This is a genomic window from Candidatus Blochmanniella pennsylvanica str. BPEN (genome assembly GCF_000011745.1).
GTDB classification, from domain to species: Bacteria; Pseudomonadota; Gammaproteobacteria; order Enterobacterales; family Enterobacteriaceae; genus Blochmanniella; species Blochmanniella pennsylvanica.
Genome location: NC_007292.1, coordinates 564,381 through 585,010, shown reverse-complemented (window position 1 = coordinate 585,010; position 20,630 = coordinate 564,381). Strand labels below are relative to the sequence as shown.

At 29.2% G+C, this 20,630-nt stretch carries 14 protein-coding genes, 4 tRNA genes and 2 pseudogenes; 6 read left to right on the top strand and 14 right to left on the bottom strand.

Annotated elements, in window-relative coordinates:
- Positions 1–7 precede the first annotated feature (7 nt).
- Positions 8–1,114 (top strand): D-alanine--D-alanine ligase family protein, encoded by a 1,107-nt coding sequence (locus BPEN_RS03300; protein ID WP_011283015.1) that lies wholly within the window; start codon positions 8–10, stop codon positions 1,112–1,114.
- Here BPEN_RS03300 and BPEN_RS02415 read toward each other — a convergent pair.
- Positions 1,096–1,169 (bottom strand) — tRNA-Pro (locus BPEN_RS02415). The genes BPEN_RS03300 and BPEN_RS02415 overlap by 19 nt on opposite strands.
- 321 nt (positions 1,170–1,490) lie before the next feature.
- Complete coding sequence (gene rplY / locus BPEN_RS02410; RefSeq protein WP_011283014.1) at positions 1,491–1,784, bottom strand: 50S ribosomal protein L25; 294 nt, start codon at positions 1,782–1,784, stop codon at positions 1,491–1,493.
- Between the two features lie 904 nt (positions 1,785–2,688).
- Between rplY and folE the strand changes: the two genes are divergently transcribed.
- The gene (folE, locus tag BPEN_RS02405) at positions 2,689–3,354 is read left to right on the top strand and encodes a GTP cyclohydrolase I FolE (protein WP_011283013.1); all 666 of its coding nucleotides are present in this window, start codon (positions 2,689–2,691) and stop codon (positions 3,352–3,354) included.
- A gap of 983 nt (positions 3,355–4,337) precedes the next feature.
- Here the strand turns inward: folE and metG are convergent.
- Positions 4,338–5,972 (bottom strand): annotated as a pseudogene (gene metG, locus BPEN_RS02400) (methionine--tRNA ligase); the annotation flags it as partial.
- Between the two features lie 551 nt (positions 5,973–6,523).
- Here metG and gndA point away from each other — a divergent pair.
- Positions 6,524–7,933 carry an NADP-dependent phosphogluconate dehydrogenase gene (gene gndA, locus BPEN_RS02395; protein ID WP_011283011.1) on the top strand — a complete coding sequence of 470 codons (1,410 nt, stop codon included), beginning with the start codon at positions 6,524–6,526 and terminating at the stop codon, positions 7,931–7,933.
- 253 nt (positions 7,934–8,186) lie between these two features.
- On the opposite strand, the gene hisIE is transcribed toward gndA, so the two are convergent.
- From hisIE to sbcB, 9 genes and pseudogenes are all read right to left on the bottom strand, one after another.
- Entirely contained in the window at positions 8,187–8,828 is a 642-nt protein-coding gene (hisIE, locus tag BPEN_RS02390) for a bifunctional phosphoribosyl-AMP cyclohydrolase/phosphoribosyl-ATP diphosphatase HisIE (RefSeq protein WP_011283010.1), read from the bottom strand.
- Complete coding sequence (gene hisF / locus BPEN_RS02385; protein WP_011283009.1) at positions 8,822–9,598, bottom strand: imidazole glycerol phosphate synthase subunit HisF; 777 nt, start codon at positions 9,596–9,598, stop codon at positions 8,822–8,824. Before hisF ends, hisIE begins: the two co-directional genes overlap by 7 nt.
- On the bottom strand, positions 9,580–10,320 hold the full coding sequence (gene hisA, locus BPEN_RS02380; RefSeq protein ID WP_011283008.1) for a 1-(5-phosphoribosyl)-5-[(5-phosphoribosylamino)methylideneamino]imidazole-4-carboxamide isomerase: 741 nt from the start codon (positions 10,318–10,320) through the stop codon (positions 9,580–9,582). Before hisA ends, hisF begins: the two co-directional genes overlap by 19 nt.
- 3 nt (positions 10,321–10,323) lie before the next feature.
- Positions 10,324–10,913, bottom strand: a pseudogene (gene hisH, locus BPEN_RS02375) (imidazole glycerol phosphate synthase subunit HisH).
- Positions 10,910–11,980, bottom strand: coding sequence for a bifunctional histidinol-phosphatase/imidazoleglycerol-phosphate dehydratase HisB (gene hisB, locus BPEN_RS02370; RefSeq protein ID WP_011283006.1), 1,071 nt, complete (start codon positions 11,978–11,980; stop codon positions 10,910–10,912). The pseudogene hisH and the gene hisB overlap by 4 nt, the downstream one beginning before the upstream one ends.
- 16 nt (positions 11,981–11,996) lie before the next feature.
- Entirely contained in the window at positions 11,997–13,073 is a 1,077-nt protein-coding gene (hisC, locus tag BPEN_RS02365; protein WP_011283005.1) for a histidinol-phosphate transaminase, read from the bottom strand.
- Positions 13,051–14,382, bottom strand: coding sequence for a histidinol dehydrogenase (gene hisD / locus BPEN_RS02360; RefSeq protein ID WP_011283004.1), 1,332 nt, complete (start codon positions 14,380–14,382; stop codon positions 13,051–13,053). Before hisD ends, hisC begins: the two co-directional genes overlap by 23 nt.
- A gap of 4 nt (positions 14,383–14,386) precedes the next feature.
- Complete coding sequence (gene hisG, locus BPEN_RS02355; RefSeq protein WP_011283003.1) at positions 14,387–15,286, bottom strand: ATP phosphoribosyltransferase; 900 nt, start codon at positions 15,284–15,286, stop codon at positions 14,387–14,389.
- A 519-nt stretch (positions 15,287–15,805) separates the two neighbouring features.
- Complete coding sequence (sbcB, locus tag BPEN_RS02350; RefSeq protein ID WP_011283002.1) at positions 15,806–17,308, bottom strand: exodeoxyribonuclease I; 1,503 nt, start codon at positions 17,306–17,308, stop codon at positions 15,806–15,808.
- Between the two features lie 270 nt (positions 17,309–17,578).
- On the opposite strand from sbcB, the gene tmaR reads away from it, so the two are divergent.
- Positions 17,579–17,902: a PTS system regulator TmaR gene (tmaR, locus tag BPEN_RS02345; RefSeq protein ID WP_011283001.1), complete on the top strand. Its 324-nt coding sequence runs from the start codon at positions 17,579–17,581 to the stop codon at positions 17,900–17,902.
- Between the two features lie 493 nt (positions 17,903–18,395).
- Positions 18,396–19,373 carry an arabinose-5-phosphate isomerase GutQ gene (gene gutQ, locus BPEN_RS02335; protein WP_011283000.1) on the top strand — a complete coding sequence of 326 codons (978 nt, stop codon included), beginning with the start codon at positions 18,396–18,398 and terminating at the stop codon, positions 19,371–19,373.
- A gap of 78 nt (positions 19,374–19,451) precedes the next feature.
- Here gutQ and BPEN_RS02330 read toward each other — a convergent pair.
- Positions 19,452–19,527 (bottom strand) — tRNA-Asn (locus tag BPEN_RS02330).
- A 281-nt stretch (positions 19,528–19,808) separates the two neighbouring features.
- On the opposite strand from BPEN_RS02330, the gene BPEN_RS02325 reads away from it, so the two are divergent.
- Positions 19,809–19,898, top strand: a tRNA-Ser gene (locus tag BPEN_RS02325).
- Positions 19,899–20,348: 450 nt separating this feature from the next.
- On the opposite strand, the gene BPEN_RS02320 is transcribed toward BPEN_RS02325, so the two are convergent.
- Positions 20,349–20,440: transfer RNA gene (locus BPEN_RS02320), tRNA-Ser, on the bottom strand.
- Between the last annotated feature and the right edge of the window lie 190 nt (positions 20,441–20,630).

The window sequence follows — 20,630 nt, the reverse complement described above, 5'->3', positions numbered from 1 at the left end:
ATGGAATATGTCTAAATTATGCATTGGTATTATTTGCGGGGGTCGTTCTTTAGAACACGAGATTTCATTGAAATCAGCTATGTGTATTGCACAGTTTATTGATAAATTTCGTTTCGAGGCCATGATTTTATGGATAGATAAAAAAGGATGTTGGCATTTGAAAGATATCGATTTTAATGATTTATCGTATCATAAAGATGAAAAAATTTCCATTTTGTTACAAAACTGTCCTTATCCGTTTAAATTTCATACTAAAAATATAAATATTTTATTAAAATTTGATGTTATTTTCCCTGTAGTTCATGGAACACTAGGAGAAGATGGTGCTTTGCAAGGTTTATTGTGTATGATGAATTTGCCATTTGTTGGATCTAATGTTTTGAGTTCATCTGTAGGGATGGATAAAGACGTGTCTAAATGTTTGTTGCGTGATGCGGGTTTATCCGTAGTACCATTTAGAACTGTTTTGGCTCAGGATCAACATAATATAGATTTTGATTATTTTGTTTCTATCTTTGGACTACCTTTGTTTGTGAAACCATCAAATCAAGGGTCATCGATAGGAGTATCGAAAGTTACTAAATGTAAAGATTTTAACTTAGCTTTAATCAAAGCTTTCTCTTTTAGTAATAAAATATTAATAGAACCAGCTATTATTGGAAGAGAGTTGGAATGCGCAGTATTGGGTAACGATAATCCGAAAATTAGTGTGTGTGGTGAAGTTATATTATCAGATAATAATTTTTATACTTATCATGATAAATATGTGAAACGTAAAGCACAGATTATGATACCTGCGTTAATTAATGATGCAATAAGTGATGATATTCGTCATATTGCTTTACGTGCATTTCAAGTGTTAAATTGTTCTGGAATGGCGCGGGTAGATGTTTTTTTAAATTTGGATAATAAAATTTTTATTAATGAAGTTAATACGTTACCTGGATTTACTTTCGATAGTATGTATCCTAAATTGTGGGAGGTAAGTGGATTAAATTTGCAAGAGCTAATTACGAAATTGGTAGAATTAGCGCTAGATCTACATGATAAAAAAAATTGTTTTTATCATGTAGATGGTGCTGTATTGAAATATTTTCGGCATGAGAGGATTTGAACCTCTGACCCCCGACACCCCATGACGGTGCGCTACCAAACTACGCTACATGCCGTTTTAGGTTTATTATAAAAAATTTGTAAAAAATATTATTTTTTATGAATACACAACTGTATATTTTTATCCTGAAAATAATTTTTAGTTTTTGTTTGTGATCACTCAGATATTTTTATATATATATTTGATGTTATATGTATTGGTATTTTATCATTTTATGTTCAATATTTATTAAATTTAATTTCATTAGTTGTTAATAAACATTTTATTACATGGTTAATGTGCATTTAATATTTCATTATATAAAGAAAACAAATCTTAATTTATAATTAAAGATGTATTTTTTAATTAGGTGTTATTTATAAGATAAATTATGTTATTAAACACGTGTAAAATCAATATGGATTAATTTGGACTTGAAAGGATGATATTGTAGTTCTTGCACTTTGACTGTAATAGGTTGTTGATTTTCTATAAACAATAGAATAACATTATTTTTGTATAATTGTATTACAGCTTCAGGATGTAAAATATCGTTTTGATTCAATATAATGGGTATGCTTGGTTCTTGGCCTCTATTGTAGATAACAGCTGGACATTTGTTTTGTTTACGTAATCGTCTTGTTGCGCCTTTTTTGTGATAAATACGTAAATTAGCTTTGATTGTTAACATTATTGTAGTACCATATTAAGTATTTTTATTAATAATTTGATTATAATATCTATAAATTTAAAACGATGACTCTCTTATCACATAAGACAAGATGAATAACCATTTATATAATTAAATACTATATGCCAATAAATATTCTTTAGTATTTGTCTTCCGTAATGAATTCTCAAGTGAATCATTTCAACCGTTTAATATATTAAACAATGAAAGTAATTGAAAATTTAACATTTATACCTCATTAGGTATATCTGATTATATTAGTCTGATGTATTTTATTTGTCTTAAGTATATCAATTTGTGAAAATTATAAAAAATTCTGATGGTTTTATAGTCCTATGCTCGTGATATTCATTGAATTTGATATCAAATTTTATTTTAAAGCATTTATGGTATCATAAAATTCATAAAAATGTAATAGAATAAATACTCTCAATGATTTGATCACTTTTTAACAATTTTGATTGTTTGTAAAATATTTTCGATAGAAAAAATATATTAAAAATAAACGAATAAATATAATTTGATTTTTGTATTTTTAATACATTAATGAATATATAATTTATTTGTAGATTACAAAATTATAAAGGTGATTTACAGAGATATTTATGTATAAAAATGAGGAATACATTCTTGATGCTCTTGCATAAATTATAGTATTTATTTTTTTACAACACGCAAGTGTTGGTGATGTTCAGGTGTTTTTCTATAACAAATGTAATTATATAAAAAGATCTAAGTAATTTAAAAAAATTTATATACTTGATTGCGGGTTTGTAATAATAAAATATGCATTTTTAATATTAATCAATGTATACTTGATTTAATTAAAATGTTTCGAAGGTGATTAGTACGATATAATATTACGCGAAAAGTTTTTCTTGAATGTATTTTTAGAGAAAGTTATATGTCTATATTAACACAAGAAGCGCTATTAGTACGTGATGCTTTATCAGTTCGAGGATTAGAAAATCCATTAATTGAGTTGAATATTAATCATAAAATACGTAAACGTCGTATTGAAAACCATATGAGAGCTATTGTGCATCTTCTTAATCTCGATTTGGAACATGATAGTTTGTTAAATACTCCTAAACGTATAGCTAAGATGTATATAGAAGAAATTTTCTCAGGATTGGATTATTCAAATTTTCCTAAAATTGCAATTATTCAAAATACAATGCAAATAAATGAGATGATTACAGTGAGAGGTATTAATATCACCAGCACTTGTGAACATCATTTCATTGTTTTTAATGGTAAAGTGACTATTTCTTATATTCCAGAAAAAAATGTGATTGGTTTGTCAAAGATAAATAGAATAGTTCAATTTTTTTCTAAAAGACCGCAGTTACAGGAACGATTAACAAAACAAATTTTTTTAGCGTTGCAAACCTTACTTAATACAGATAATGTGGCAATATTTATTGATGCAGTACATTATTGTGTTAAAGCTAGGGGTATTCATGATGTTAGCAGCACTACAACTACTACTGCGCTAGGGGGGTTATTTGAATCTAATACGAATACTAGAGAAGAATTTCTGCACGCAATTATGTATTGTAACCATTGATTTATATTTTTTTATTTAAAATTTAATAAGGTTATTATATATCATATAATATGAATTTTTAAAGACATAGCAATCTGATTTATAATATTTGTTTAAGTATTTGTAATGAAAATGGAATGTTTTATGTTTATTTGAATAGATATTAGAATCGTTTTAAAGGTTTATTTTTATTGATATAGAACTGTAACTGTATATCAGAATATAAATTTAAGTAGAAAATCATGTATATAGCTTTTTATTAAATAGATTGATTTAAATTTATTTTTTATGATTAAATGTGTCAAAAAAGACTATGAAAATTAAAATTTCAGTGTAATTGAATTTATTTGTGTTAATTAATAATATGGATTTAATATCTATATCCATATTATGTTTTTAGATTCGTTTAGTTTATTGCAAATGTAGTTGAGGAGTGTTGTCTTTAGAGGTGCCATTTTTAATGGAAACATGAATGAGTATACTTAGAAGCCAAAATTTTTTAAATTATATAAGAATATTGATATGAATGGCGCACATAAATAAAATAAATTCTATCAAGTAATAGTTTTATGAATAAAAGGAATGGTTATAATAAAAATTTATTTAATATTTAATTTTGTTTATTGTTATTAATTTTATTAGTAATTATTTTTTGTAGATAACATATGTTAATATGATTTTGTTTTATTTTAAAGTATTTTAAAAGAATTAATTGTATTATTTTGTGTAATCACAAGATTAAGAAATATTTTTATTTATCTGCATTAATGTATTGAATGTAACATTACATTTGTATGTATGTTAAGTTTTTTCGAGTAATATTTTTTTAAACAAAAGTATATATCATATATATCTTTAATTTTTGATAATACAATTCCTGTACAGTTTCCATTGTGTAGCGTATGCAATGATACAGTTAGTTGTTTTAACGTTATATTATGTTTATTGTTAAAGAGTGTGATTTGTGCTCTTCATACATTATTATCCGTAAGGCGCTCATGTAATTGAGATTTATTTGTCATAGATGCAATTTGATCGGGATGGATTCGAGAAAAAATTATTTTGAATTTATTAATTCGATGATTTGATAAAGGCGCAGAAAGACTGCCCCATGTAAGACGAGTGTTGAGAAAACATTCGCTATAATTAGCTAATTTAGGTAAGACAGGTTTCAAATAGATCATCAGCACACGAAACAACTGAATACCCATAGAATAAATAGATAATGCCTCTTGTCTACGGTCTATTTTTTTTGCGATATGCCACGGAGCATGTTTATCTATGTAACGATTAGCTTCATCTGCTAATTTCATAATTTCACGCATTGCGTAGTTAAATTCTCTTTTTTGAAATAATTTTCCTATATAATGTCTGGATTCAATAAACATATTATATATAAGTGGATGTGTTAATGTATTCGACAAATGGCCATTATAATATTGATGTATAAATCCAGAATTTCTAGATGCTAAATTTAATATTTTATTAATAATATCCGAATTTACTCTAGTAATAAAATCTGATAAATTCAAGTCTATGTCGTTAGCATGAGATGAAAGCTTCGTGGCATAATAATATCTTAAATAATCTGGGTTTAAACATGATAAGTAAGTACTTACGTTGATGCAAGTCCCTTTAGATTTTGATATTTTAGATCCATTTAAAGTAACATGCCCATGAACAAATATATTAGTTGGTTTTCGAAATTGACTACCTGACAAAACAGCTGGCCAAAATAAACAATGAAAGTAAATAATATCTTTACCTATGAAATGATATAAGTCAGTTTTGGAATTTGATCCCCAAAAGTCGTTAAAAGATATGTTTTTGTTTTTTTTGCATAGGTTTTTAAAGGTACCCATATATCCGACAGGGGCATCCATCCATACATAAAAATATTTTTCTGAAGAATTAGGAATTTTAAATCCAAAATAAGGAGCGTCTCTAGAAATATCCCATTTTTTTAAACCTAATTTAAACCATTCTTCTACTTTGTTAGCTACTTCTTTTTGTATGCTTCCTGATCGAATCCATGTACGCAATGTATCAGTAAAAGCTGGTAAATCAAAAAAGAGATGTTCAGACTTGCGTATTATCGGAGACGTTCCAGAAATAACTGATTTGGGGTTTATAAGCTCTAAAGAGGTATAGATAGTACCACATGCTGCACAATTATCTCCATATTGATCATCTTTTTTGCATTTTGGACATATGCCTTTAACAAATCGATCCGGTAAAAACATATTTTTTTTAGAATCATATAATTGAGAAATAAATTTAGATTTGATGAATCCACGTGTGTTTAATCGAGAGTAAATGTCATGCAGTAATTCACGAGTTTCGTCACTGTGAGTAGAATAGTAGTTATCATAGCTAATTCCGAATTTATAGCAATCTCGTTGATGTTCTTGTCGTATTTGGGCAATCATTTGTTCTGGAGCTATATTAAGTTGTTGTGATTTTAACATAATGGCAGTTCCATGCGCATCATCTGCGCAAATAAAGTATACGCAATTTCCTTGCATGCGTTGATAACGAACCCAGATATCTGCTTGTATATGTTCTAACATGTGTCCAATATGAAGTGAACCATTAGCGTAAGGCAAGGCACAAGTAACTAGCATTTTTTTTGTAGTCATAATAGTTTTGTGGATTTAAAATTTAAATATGTCGTATGACGACATATACTGTAATTGTTAAAATGTAATTGTTTTTTATAATTTACATCATGAATATACAGTACTTATTGTATATATATATTATGATAATTAAAATTGTATTTGGTTATTTTTAATAGTTTTTATTAATGTTTTAATATTGTTGTAATGGTGGTTTTATATTCAATAAAAATTCTATTTTATAATTTATTATGCATTTTAAATTTAATTTAGTACGGTGTAATAATATTTTTATTATGATGTATAAAATACATATATGTATATGGTCCGCCTTGAAGATATTTTTTAAAATAAATATTCACAATTGGCTCTGTTAATTACGATTTTATAACGTTGTTCAATCTGATTATTGCTGTATGTTTTGTATTTACATTTAAATATTGTTTAAAACTTTTTATTTTTATATTGAAGTATTTATGTATAATATGTTCATATTATGAACTAGATACAAATTAGTCATTATTTAACTATTATTAAAATATATAACATACTTATACCCCAGAGGAGCAGATATGTTCAAACAAAAAAAGATTGGTATTATCGGTATGGGTGTTATGGGTCGAAATTTAGCATTAAACATTGAAAGTAAAGGTTATTGTGTTACGATTTATAATCGTTCTAAGGATAAAACCGATGCAGTTGTTACTAATAATCCAAAAAAAAATATCATCCCATGTTATTCAATAGAGGAGTTCGCGCTATCTTTAAATAAACCTCGTTTTATATTTTTAATGATTACATCAGGAACGCATATCGATAATGTTATAAAAATATTGTCCCCTTATATGAATCCGGGAGATATTTTAATTGACGGAGGTAATTCATTTTATAAAGATACTATGCGTCGTAATCTTGAGTTATCAAAAAAAGGGATAAATTTTATTGGAACTGGTATTTCTGGGGGAGAAGAAGGGGCTTTAAAAGGGCCATCGATTATGCCTGGAGGGAACATAGATGCATATAAAATGGTTGAGTCGGTTTTTAAGAAAATTGCTGCTCGTGTTAATGATGAAACTTGTGTTGCATATATAGGACCAAATGGATCTGGTCATTATGTGAAGATGATACATAACGGCATAGAGTACGGAGATATGCAAATAATTGCTGAAATATATTTTTTTATAAAAAATATATTTCATTTAACTCATGAAGCATTAGGAGAAATTTTTGATAAATGGAATCAAGGCGAATTAAATAGTTATCTTATCGAAATAACAAGTCGCATCTTCGTTAGAAAAGATGCCAAGCATGGTTACATTCTTGATTCTATATTAGATGTGGCTAGAAATAAGGGTACTGGGGCATGGGCTAGTCAAGATGCAATTGATTTAGGCATACCATTAAGTATGATTACTGAATCAGTGTTTGCTCGTTATATGTCTGTACTTAAACAACAACGTCTTAAAGCATCAAAAATATTGTTAGGACCTAATAGAGAAAATTGTTTTGAAAGCAAATGTTTATACGTAGAAAAGGCGCGAAAAGCGTTATATCTCAGCAAGATTATTTTATATGCACAAGGTTTTTATCAATTGAAAATTGCGTCCGATAAGTATCATTGGGATTTGAATTACAAACAAATTGCTCAGATTTTTCGTGCGGGATGTATAATTAGATCAAAATTTTTACAAAAAATTATTGATATTTATTCTCAAACTCCAGATATTACTAATTTGTTATTGTCTCCGTATTGTGTCAATATCGCGAATGATTACCAACAAATGTTGAGAGAGGTGGTAGTGTGCGGCATTAAATACGGTATTCCCATGCCTACATTATCTGCTGCTATATCTTACTATGATAGTTATCGCAGTAATGTGTTACCTGCAAATCTTATTCAAGCTCAAAGAGATTGTTTCGGAGCACATACTTATACGTGTTTTGATAAAAAAGGTACGTTTCACACTGATTGGTTAAAATAAATATAAGGTGGTGAATATTATTTCAATAATAATTGAATAATTTAAGTAATAACCAATATCCCATGATATGTGGGATATTGGAGATATCGCAATTTATTAGTTTTTATTCATTAGGATTGTTTTTTGTTATATGTATAATAAATTAATTGGTATTCCTATAAATATATTAATATTGATTATATATGTCATTACTAATGACATTAGTAATTGTTTGGTTTCATTATACATATTTATATATGTACAATATTATTGTTTATTGGTTTAATTTGTTATTATTATTGCGAATTTTTAATTCCTTGATGATTGCATTAAAATTTAATGATTTATGTTGTAATAGGACTAATAAATGGTAAATTAGATCTGATGCTTCATTAATGAGTTCTTTTGTATTACAACAGGAAATAGCTGCAAGGGCAGTTTCCAGGCCTTCTTCACCAACTTTTTGAGCAATGCGTTTGACGCCACTAGCATACAAATGAGATGTGTAGGATGTATTAGGGAGATAAGATGATATATTTTTTTTTGAGGATATAATATTTTCTAATTGATGAAGAAAACTTAATTCTGCTATCCCAGGATGGAAGCAGCTGCTAGTATTATTATGACAAGTAGGTCCATGAGGCAAAGCAAAAATTAATAACGCATCCTGATCACAATCTGAATACCAATTGATTAATTTTAATATATTTCCAGATTTTTCTCCTTTAGTCCATAATCTGTTTTTGCTGCGTGAAAAAAAAGTAATATGCTTAGTTTGTTCTGTTTTTATTATTGATTCTTTATTCATATGCCCTAGCATTAATACTTCTCCTGATTCAGCATGTTGTATGATAGCGGGTATTAGACCATGATTTTTAGTCCAATTTAATTGCTGATGCTGATTTTTAATTAGCATAATCTAATTTTTATTCCTTCTTTATTTAAAAATTGTTTCAATTTATGAATGTCAATAATTTGATTATGAAATACTGAAGCTGCTAACGCCCCATCTACGTCGGCATCACGAAAGGCTTCTAAGAAATGTTGATAGGTACCAGCTCCTCCAGAAGCTATAAGTGGTACTTGACAATGTTTTCTAATATTTCGTAATTGATCTAAATCATAACCATTTTTCATTCCGTCTTGATTCATCATATTTAATACTATTTCTCCAGCTCCATATTCTTGTACCTTTTTAACCCAATCCAATGTTTGCCATGTTGTGATTTTTGCACGAGTACTGTCCCCAGTATAGCATTTTACTTGGTAAATCTTTTTTTGAGGATTATGCCAGGTATCGATGCTAACTACAACGCATTGTGTGCCTAAATGATCAGCTAGTTCTTGGATTAGCATTGGGTTAATTAAAGCAGGAGAATTAATTGAAATTTTATCTGCTCCAGATGCAAGAATTTGTTTAGCTTGTTTTAATGTATTTATGCCCCCAGCCACACAGAATGGTATGTTTATTACTTTAGCAATCTGAGAAATCCATCTCTTATTCACTACCTGATCATTAGGTGATGCTGTGATGTCATAAAATACTAATTCATCGGCTCCTGATTTTGCATATCTATTTGCTAATTCTAAGATATCTCCTACAATTTTATGATCTTTAAATTGTATTCCTTTAATTACTTTGTTATTACCTACATCAAGACAAGGAATTATTCGTTTTGCCAACATGATATAGCCTCATTGATAGTAAATGTATTTTCTAAAAAAGCACGACCAATAATGATTCCTGCCACTCCAGAAGAACGTAATTTAGATATTTCTGATAATTTATTAACACCTCCAGACGATTGAAATGCTATTCGTGGCCAAGCATGACATATTGATCGATATAAAGATATATTGCTACCTAACAAAGTTCCATCTTTGGAGATATCTGTGCAAATAACATGTTTTAAGCCTACAGTATAATATTCTTCTATTATTTGTTCTAATTGCAAATCAGTTTCTTTTTGCCAACCGTAAATAGCAACTTTTCGATTTTCTTCAGAATAAACGTGTATATCTACCGCTAAAACTAAAGTATTTGGATCAAAATATTCAAACCATTTTTTTACTATCTTTGGTTGTGTAACTGCTATAGAACCTAATACTATACGTGTTGCTCCTGATTCTAACAGAATTTCTACATCTGAAGCGTTACGTATACCTCCTCCTATTTGTATCTTAGATAAAGGATTGGCTTCTTTTATTAGTTGACTAATTAATAAACTTTGTCTTTTTAATGGATTTTTTGCTCCATCTAGATCAACTAGATGTATCATTTTTGCTCCTTGTCGTATGTATTCCTTTAATAATGATATAGGTTCGCCGTAATTAGTTTGCATGCAATAAGATCCTTGATATAGTCTAACTATATTTCCGTTAATAATATCTAGCGCAGGAATAATCACAAATTATATCTCCAAAAAATTTTTTACTAATTGTTGACCGGGCATTCCTGATTTTTCTGGATGAAATTGTACACCAAAAAAATTTTTATATTTTATAACCGAACTAAATAATTGTCCGTAATTTGTTTGAGAAATTGTTACAGAACATACTTTTATGCAATAACTATGTGCAAAATAAAAATAATCATTTTCTTTTATGCCATAAAATAAAAAATGTTTTTTTGGAATAGTAATAGTATTCCATCCCATATGTGGCAAGGGAAAACCGTGGTATTGCATACGTTTGACAGGTGTATGAATAATATTTAAAGTGTTTACACCATTATTTTCAGAACTTATAGATCCAAATAACTGCATTCCTAAGCAAATACCCAATATTGGTTTAGTACAATTTTGTATCAATGTAATTAGATTTTTTTTTTTAATTGTTTCATCGCGGATGAAGCAGTGCCTACTCCTGGTAAAAACAGTTTGTCCGCCTGAGATATAACATCAGCTCTGTCACTTATTATTGGGTTGTGTCCTAATCTATGTAGCATGGTTTTTACAGATAATAAATTAGAGCAGTTGGTGTCTATGATAACTATATTCATAGCAATGTTCCTTTAGAGCTTGGTATATTGTTATTGTCTATGTAAATGGCTTGACGTAACGATCGCCCGAAAGATTTAAATAAACTTTCTGCTTTATGATGATCATTCTTGCCAGTTGCTTGTAAATGTAAAGTACAACCCATTTTTGAAGATAATGAACGAAAAAAATGTTCTATCATTTCAGTACTAAGATCTCCTATTTTTTGAAAAGTATAGTTAGCTTCATAGTGAAAGTATGTTCGTCCAGAAAGATCTAATACACATTGCGCAATACTTTCATCCATAGGCAAGGTAAATCCAAATCTTCCGATGCCACATTTGTTGCCCAATGCAGTGTTTAAAGCTTTTCCTAATGTTAAAGCTGTATCTTCTACAGTATGATGATCGTCTACATGTAAATCGCCTTTTGCCGTAATATTCATGCATAATCCAGAATGCACAGCTATTTGCTGTAACATATGATTAAAAAAATTAATCCCAGTATTAATGTAACTTTTATTATTTTGATCTAACCATATCGTGATGTCTACATTAGTTTCTTCAGTGATGCGATGAATATGTGCTGATCTGTGACGTTGCGTTAAATAGTTTTTAATTTTTTTCCAACCAAAATTAGTACGATTATATTGTATTCCTTGAATATCCATATTAGTTGCTAAAATCATATCAGTATTTCGATCTCCGATAACATAACTATTAAATTTATTTAATTTGTTATCGATTAGCCAAGAATTTACTAATGCAGTTTTTGGTTTACGACAACTACATTCTTCTTCTGGAAGATGAGGGCAAATTAGTATTTGATTGAATTTAATACCTTGAGATTGAAATATTTGAATCATTAGACGATGTGGCTTATCAAATTTTTCTTTAGGAAATGAAGCACTTCCTAATCCATTTTGATTAGTAACTATAACAAATTCAAAACCTATATTTTTTAACGCTATAAGAGCAGGAATCACATATGGTTCCAATGAGAATTTGTCTAAAGAATCAATTTGAAAATTGTCTTTTGGTTCATTAATTAAGGTTCCATCACGATCTATAAATAAAACTTTATGATTCATGAGCGCTCCTATTTATCTATATAGATAAAGATGCAACATGTAATTTTTTTAAAACAGAAACTACGTGTTTGCATTCATTATATGTGCCGACAGTGATACGCAAGCAATTAACTAATCCTGGTTGATTGCTTTGATCTCTTAAAACTATACCTTGATGCAATAATGTCTTAAAAACCTGATATTTTGGATTGAATTTAACCAATACATAATTAGCGTGACTATTAAATACTTGTTGAACACAAGAACATTTTTTTAAGCCTGTAATTAATATGTTTCGGTTTGTATTGACTGTAGCTATTCTATTCTGGGTGTATTGTATGCTTATAGGGGTTAAAGCTTGTTCTGCGATATCAATTACTGGAGTAGACAATGGGTATGGTGCGATCACTTTTTCTAATAATTTAATAATTTCTGGATTAGCTAAAGTGAAACCACAGCGTAATCCTGCTAACGCGAAAGCTTTAGATAAAGTTCTTAATATAACCAGATGAGGATACATTGGTAGCCAACGTACTAGGCTTGCGTCCGGGCAAAAATCAATATATGCTTCATCAGTTACTAATAACGCTCGGTTTTGAATAATTTTTAATAACTTTTTTAAACTATTTAAATGAATAATGTTACCGGTAGGGTTGTTTGGATTACAAATATAAATTAATTTAACATTGTTTAATTGTGATTTAATGGATGCTAAATCAAGTTGCCAGTTTTCCTTTTTAGGTATAATCCGATAATTAATTCCTAAAATTTCTGCAGTGGTTTTATACATACCGTATGTCGGAGGGCAAAATATAATAACGTCTTTTCCAGGGTTACAAAAAACTTTCATTAATAATTCAATACTTTCATCGGCTCCTCTCGACACTAAAATTTGATCAGATCGAACCCCGGCATAATAAGCATAATTGTTGATCACTTCTTGTGGTTGACAAGTAGGATATCTATGAATTTTTTTATAACGAAATTGATAGTCGGGAGCGATTGGAAATTCATTAGCGTTCAGCCATATGTTACCTGAATGTGTGCATTTTCTAGCAGATTGATAAGGTTTAAGAGTTAATATATTATTCCTAGCCAAGTAACGAATGTTCATTTTGTTCCTTGATATAGTTTATACGATGTGTTATGGCATATTCATGAGCTTTTAATTGTTCGATTTGTGTTAATGTTGTAATGGTTGATGATAGCTGCAATAATCCATTTTGGGTTAATTGTTGTACCGACATTCTTTTTTGAAAATCTATAACTCCTAGACCAGATGTGGCAACTGCGCGCCCGTATGTAGGTAAAACGTGATTAGGCCCGCTTGCATAATCTCCAGCAGTTTCCGGAGACCAATTTCCAAGGAATATTGATCCGGCATTCGTGATGTAATGTAAATAATCTGATGCATTTTCAATTTGAATAATCAAATGCTCTGGAGCATAGCTATTGCTTATAGAAAAACATTCCATTAAATTATTAGTAATAATCATGCGACTATTCAATAATACGTTACGAACGATATCATTTCGTGGTAATATTTTTAATTGTTTATGTAGCTCTTTTTTTGTTTTTTCTGCAATGCACGAGTAGGGCGTTATAAGTATTGCGTGCGAATCAGGTCCGTGCTCTGATTGTGACAAAAGGTCTGCTGCGATAAAAATAGGATTAGCCGTATTATCTGCAATAATTAATATTTCGGAAGGTCCAGCTAGCATATCAATAGCAGCTCCATTTGGAGCAAGATTAATTTGTCGTTTTGCTTCTGTAACCCATATATTACCTGGTCCAAATATCTTATCTACTTTCGGAATAGACTCAGTGCCAAATCCCATAGCGGCTATAGATTGACTACCTCCTATTTGATAAATTTCGTCGATACCGCAAAGTTGTGCGGTATATATAATTACGTCCGGAATTGGTGGGGGTGAACATAATATTACACGTTTACATTTTGCAATACGAGCTGGGACACCTAACATCATAACTGTTGACAACAGCGGTGCAGTTCCTCCTGGTACATATAGTCCAACAATATTTAATGGGCGAATAATTTGTTGGCAATATACGCCTGGAAGAGTTTCCACGATTATCTCTGAATAACATTGTGCTTGATGAAACCGTGTTATATTGGTCATGGCGGTATGTATTGCTTGTTTTATTTCATTAGACAAGTTACGTCCCGAATTCATGATAATTTCAGTTGGGATTTGCAATTGTGTAGTTTGGACGTTGTCAAAATCAAAATTAAATTTAAATAAAGCACGATCGCCTTCGTTATAAACTTTTGTAAGTATATTTTTAACATTTATATAAATATCGTTTAATTTGTTATTTATTGGACGGGTCAGCAGTTTTTTTTGTTCAGATTTGGAACAATCATTCCAATAAATAGATATAGGATGTTCATGAGAAATCATAATATTATTCCATCATTTTTTCTATTGGTAATACTAAAATAGAACTAGCTCCAAGATTTTTTAAATTTTCCATTGTTTCCCAAAATAATGTTTCATTACTTACCATGTATATTGCCACACGATGTTGATTGCCTGCTAATGGCAATACTGTTGGACTTTCTGCTCCAGGTAGTAAATTAATAATTTCCTCTAGTTGTTCAGCAGGGGCATGCAACATGATGTATTTAGATCCCCTGGCTTGGATTACTCCTTGAATACGAATTATTAATTTGTTTATCAGTGATTGTTTTATGTTGGATAATTCTCCAGATCGTTGAATAAGACATGCTTTAGATCGATAGATTACTTCTACTTCATGTAATCCATTAGCTTCTAAGGTAGCTCCGGTAGACACTAGATCACAAATTGCATCTGCTAATCCAGCACGTGGTGCTACTTCTACTGAGCCATTTAGTAAACAAGATTTAAAATGAATACCTAATTTATCTAAATATTGTTTCAGAAGATGTGGGTATGAAGTGGCAATTCGTTTCCCTTGTAAGGATTTTGGACCATTCCATGGTTCATCTATGGGTAAGGCCATAGATAACCGACAATCTCCAAAATCTAATCGGAGTAACATAATGTAACAAGGATTATCTCCTTGCGATCGTCTCGTTAATAAGGCTTCTTCTAATACATTTTCTCCGATAATACCTAAATCTACTATACCGTCCATAACTAAACCAGGAATATCATCATCACGCACTCGCATTATATCGATAGCCATGTTTTCTGCAAACGCTAATAGACGTTGTTGTTGTAAATTAATTTTAATTCCACATTGTTCAAGAAGTTGTTGGGATTCTTTGCTCAATCTTCCTGATTTTTGTATTGCTATTCGTAACCTCGATCTATCCAGCATGATATTTTACCTTATGTCAACAATTTTCCATTACTAAATACTTTTTTAAAATTCTTGCAACAGAAGTACCTTTGATATTTTTAATAAACAAAATATTAAAAAAGATTTCTATTATTAAATGTGTTTGAAGGATTTAGTCAGGGTAATGATGATAAATTAACATATGAAGTACAGTCTTCCTATTGAAAATTTTTCATTACCTTAATATATTAACGAATATAATTAAATTTGTATAGAGTTGAATGTTATAAAAGTTATTTTATTTATATATGTATATAATTAATGTTTTAATTAAATTAAAAATTATTTTGCAAGTATTAGCTTGCATAGTTGAGAAGTAATCATGTAATAATCCGAATATGTAATTATATATTGCGTATGTTCGCATGATATAAATGTAATATAGTGTATATTGTTAGTGTAAATTATGTGATTTTTTTTTGCAAATTTTTTCATATATTCTAGTTTAGATTAAAGTATACCGAATTATGTATATATGAAAAAATTAAAAACTAATTTTTAATAAAAATTAAAATGAACTTCATAAAGATATTGATAATATTTTTGTAATGAATGTAGAAGTGTAATTTTTTGATCATTATATTTATAGATTGACAGAAGTTGATTTAGTTTATCGTTATAAGATTTTGATTGATCTGTATTAAATAATTTATTTTTTTTATAGTTCAACCATTTTTTTTGTTCTTGGTAATTTAAAGTATTAGGAAAATTTCGGGCTCTATAGTAAAATAAGAGTGGTTTTAAACGAGTATCAACGTGGTCAGTGCATAAATTTTTCAACTCTTTTGAATGAGTTCTACGGATGCTTTCAATTATTTTACGATCAGAATTATTGAAGAGTCTATGATATAATTGACTGTCTACATGAAGATTATTATATATATTTTTTTGATTGATGTAAGATCCTATAATGGTATATAGTGTATTTATTTTATTACGTAGATAGACGCTATTTTCATGCATTCTAATAAAATTTAAATTTTTTAAACAGTATCGATAATTGGTAGAGAGCTGCATGGTGTAAGTAGTGTTAATATTGTTTTTTTCAAAAAAGTTTATTGGTATTAATATAGGGCACGCATTTAATCGAATAAATCGTAGTGGTATTTTTTTTAAAATATCATATATCGTTATGTGATTAGAGTACAATTTTTGATATATCGTATTGATATTTAAATTAACTAAATTATCTATATTACCATTTAAATCGCATGCTATTAAAATGTTAGGATTGATGGGATGTCGAGAAATTGGAGCTATATAAGTTATAAAATTTTTATATTTATTATTTATTTTGTTCATGATAAATATCAAAGGATTCATGGTATCTAGATCGATTATTTTTTGCAATTGATATTTGGTACGATGATCAAATAGAAATTGAAATAATTGTGGCTGAGCTTCTTTTATTAATTTTGTTAATTCTAAAGTAGCGTAGACATCCGACATAGCGTCATGTGCGCTGAGATGTTTTATAGCATTTGCTTGTGTTAAATCTTTTAGACGAAAGCTGGGTTTATTTTGAATGTTCAATGGCCATGTAATGCCATTTGGACATAGTGAATAACAGGCACGTAGTACGTGTAATAAGTCCCATCGGGAATTTCCTCGCTGATAAGCCCATAAGTAAGGGTCATGAAAATTTCTATAAAAAATGTTTCTACTGAATTCATCGTCAAAATGAATATTATTGTATCCAAGAATACAAGTTTTAGGGATACAAAATAGTTGATGAATACGACGAGCGAACTCAGATTCAATCAATCCATGACGCAAGGTATCTTGAGGAGCGATTCCAGTAATGAGGACGGATTGCGGATCGGGGAGATAATCATTTGATAAGCGACAAAAGAAGATTTTTTCTTTTTCTATAGGTTTTAATGTGTTATTCGTACGAATTCCGGCAAATTGCGCTGGTCTATCTAGTGCTGGATTGATGCCAAAAGTTTCATAATCATAAATAAAAAAACTAGGTTGTGATACATTAATATGTGTTAGCATAATGATGTGAGTTGTTTTGATTGAATAATCATCAAATTATTTATTAAAATTATAATAATTTAATTAGATTTAATTGTATATATGTATGTATTATATATAGGTGTTTTAATTTATTATTATTACTAATAGTCTAATCATAAATGTTTACAATATGTAATGACATTACATGATACTGATAATATTTGTTACATTAATCTTTAGTTTGATTTAATTAGGGATGTGAAGTTTTAGTATAAGGATGTTTGCAGTAAATATAAATAGGATATGATTATGAGAGATGATGTTAATCAATCATTTTATGATGTATTAGAATTTGTGCGTATATTCCGTCGTAAAAATAAACTGCAACGAGAAATTGTTGATAATGAAAAAAAAATTCGTGATAACCAAAAGAGAGTGTTATTGCTGGGTGATTTAAGTGATTACATTAAGTCTGAAACTTCTATAGAAGGGATACAAGTTATTATTGCTAATATGCGTAATGATTATGAAGATCGAGTAGACGAATATATTATAAAAAATGCAGAGTTATCAAAAGAGCGTCGTGAGTTGTCAAAAAAATTAAAAAATTTTAAAGAATCTACAATTGATTAGATTTGATGATTCTTGGTTTTTAAAAATATTTATTTTCATTATATAGAAAATGTGTGTAATATTTAAATACATAAATAAGTAAGATACTTCATTTTCTAAATAAAGTATCAGAGGTAATGAGTTTATAAAAACAAAAGAATTATTGTTTCTTATTTATGATAATGGAATATGAAATATCATATTTATAATATTATTGTAATTTAATAAAAATATAATATGGTGATTGTTAATTTTAAATTACATTTTTGTGATATATTTACGTTGATTAAATTATTTGTAAATATTAATTATTTTGATACAGAATGTTATTCTGTGTTTCTGGTTGGGTTTGTGTTAATTAAGATCAAATCTATTTTAGAATGTTTGTTATTTGTATTATACCCCGCAGATATACATATTCCAATGTTATAAGAAGGTATAAGAAGGATGTAAATTATATTAAATATGAGTTGTTTATGATGTTATAGATTTTACATTTATCATTTTGATAATTATGGTAATAATTAATGATGCATTGTTATTGGAATATGCTAAAGAAACTTTAGAGATCGAAATTAACGAAGCTCAAAGAATGTTAGACAGGTTGGATGAAAGCATTGTGTTTGCTTGTCGTATGTTGTTAGATTGCACGGGAAAGGTTGCTGTTTCTGGAATAGGTAAATCCGGTCATATTGGAAAAAAAATTGCTGCTTCTTTAGCTAGTACGGGTACTCCGGCTTTTTTTGTTCATCCTGCAGAAGCTTTGCACGGTGATTTAGGTATGATTGGAACACAAGATGTAGTAATGTTTATTTCTTATTCAGGTCGTGCTTGTGAAATAATCACTTTGATGCCGTTGTTAGCAGATAGCGGTATTCCGGTGATTGCATTTACTGGAGATATTAGTTCTCCTTTAGCTAAAGGAGCTACATGTGTTCTTAATATAAAAATACAAAGAGAAGCTTGCCCTATGGAGCTTTCTCCTACTTCAAGCACAGTTAATACTTTAATGATGGGTGATGCGTTAACAATGGCGCTTATGAGACATAGGGGTTTTAGTTTAGAACAATTTGCTCGATCTCATCCAGGAGGTAGATTAGGAGCACAATTGTTAAATTGCGTACATCATTTGATGCGTACTGGAGAGAATATTTCGAAAGTTTTTTGGAAAGTTACAGTAATGGATGCTATGTTTGAATTAAGTCGTACTGGTCTTGGATTAACTGCTGTATGTGATAATCACAATCGTGTTGCAGGAGTATTTACTGATGGAGATTTAAGGCGTTGGATAGTGCAAGGTAAATCACTCAATGATCCTGTTGATATTGCTATGACTAAGCCTGGATATTGTATGCTGAAAGAATGGCGCGCAAGTGTAGCATTAAAAGCTTTGCATCAGAGGAAAATTACCGCAGCGCCAGTAGTGGACAAATTAGGAATATTAGTTGGATCAATTAACATGCATGATTTGCATCAAGCTGGGATAGAGTAATTATTTAATTTTATTTAAACTACAGATAAATTTAAATAATATTAAATTAAGCAAAAACATTCCCTTAATTTTGTCATTTGGCTCCTCTGACTGGGCTCGAACCAGTGACATACGGATTAACAGTCCGCTGTTCTACCAACTGAACTACAGAGGAACCAACACATAACCGTAACATTTTATAGGAATATTAAAAAAAATACAAGTACTTCATGATGATCAAAGTAGTCAAGAAGGTATTATTACGTATGAAAATAGTGTTTTTGTATCAAAATATATGTAATTTATATCCTATGATATACAGATTGTGTGTTGATCCCTTCTTTTCCATATAGACACAACAATGGATTTGTACGGTTATGATATATATAACAGTATTTTAAAGATTATTATACTATATTAAAGGATATGTGATATTTTAGAGAATTTTTTAAATAGGGAGAGATGCCGGAGTGGTTGAACGGAGCGGTTTCGAAAACCGTTTTAAAGAAATAATATCTTTCAAGGGTTCGAATCCCTTTCTCTCCGTCATTTTTTGAGAGTATAAAATGTGTTGTATTGTGTGACATTTTAAATGTCGTACTTATAGTAACCATATGAACAAATCGTATTTGTTAAGGATTGAGTGTTTTTGAGTATAATTGTTTGTGTCATTGGGATTATTGAATAATTAATGATGATATTTATAAGCATCACATGATTGTTGGTGTTAGTTAGCGTATATATGATTGTTGTCATTGTATTTTAACACATATAATGATTTATATTGTGATGTTTTTGAGATGATATCTAAAGGTTTTCATTTACTTATGTGGGATTCCTATGTATTCATATATAGGAATCCCACATAAGTAAATGAAGTGATGCACTAATAAGTATAATTTAATAATCGATTTTATATTTTAAAAATATGACAATATAGTAATGGCATCTTAAAAAATACTGAAGATAAGATCATAATGTGAATGTATATGATTATGGCGGTGAGGAAGGGATTTGAACCCTTGATACAAAATTATATGTATACATGCTTTCCAGGCATGCTCCTTAAGCCACTCGGACACCTCACCATATTAAAGAATAATAAAAAATAATTATAAAATTTGCTGTGTTTGATTGAAGTTAAATATGATTAATCAAATTATTTATTAATTGAGTGATGTTCATTGTGTACATATGTTTTTGTTTAGGTATGAAAAAATATTTGTATTTGTATCCATCGTAAGGTCCAGTAATTAGTAGGTAGTGGTGCATTCGTAT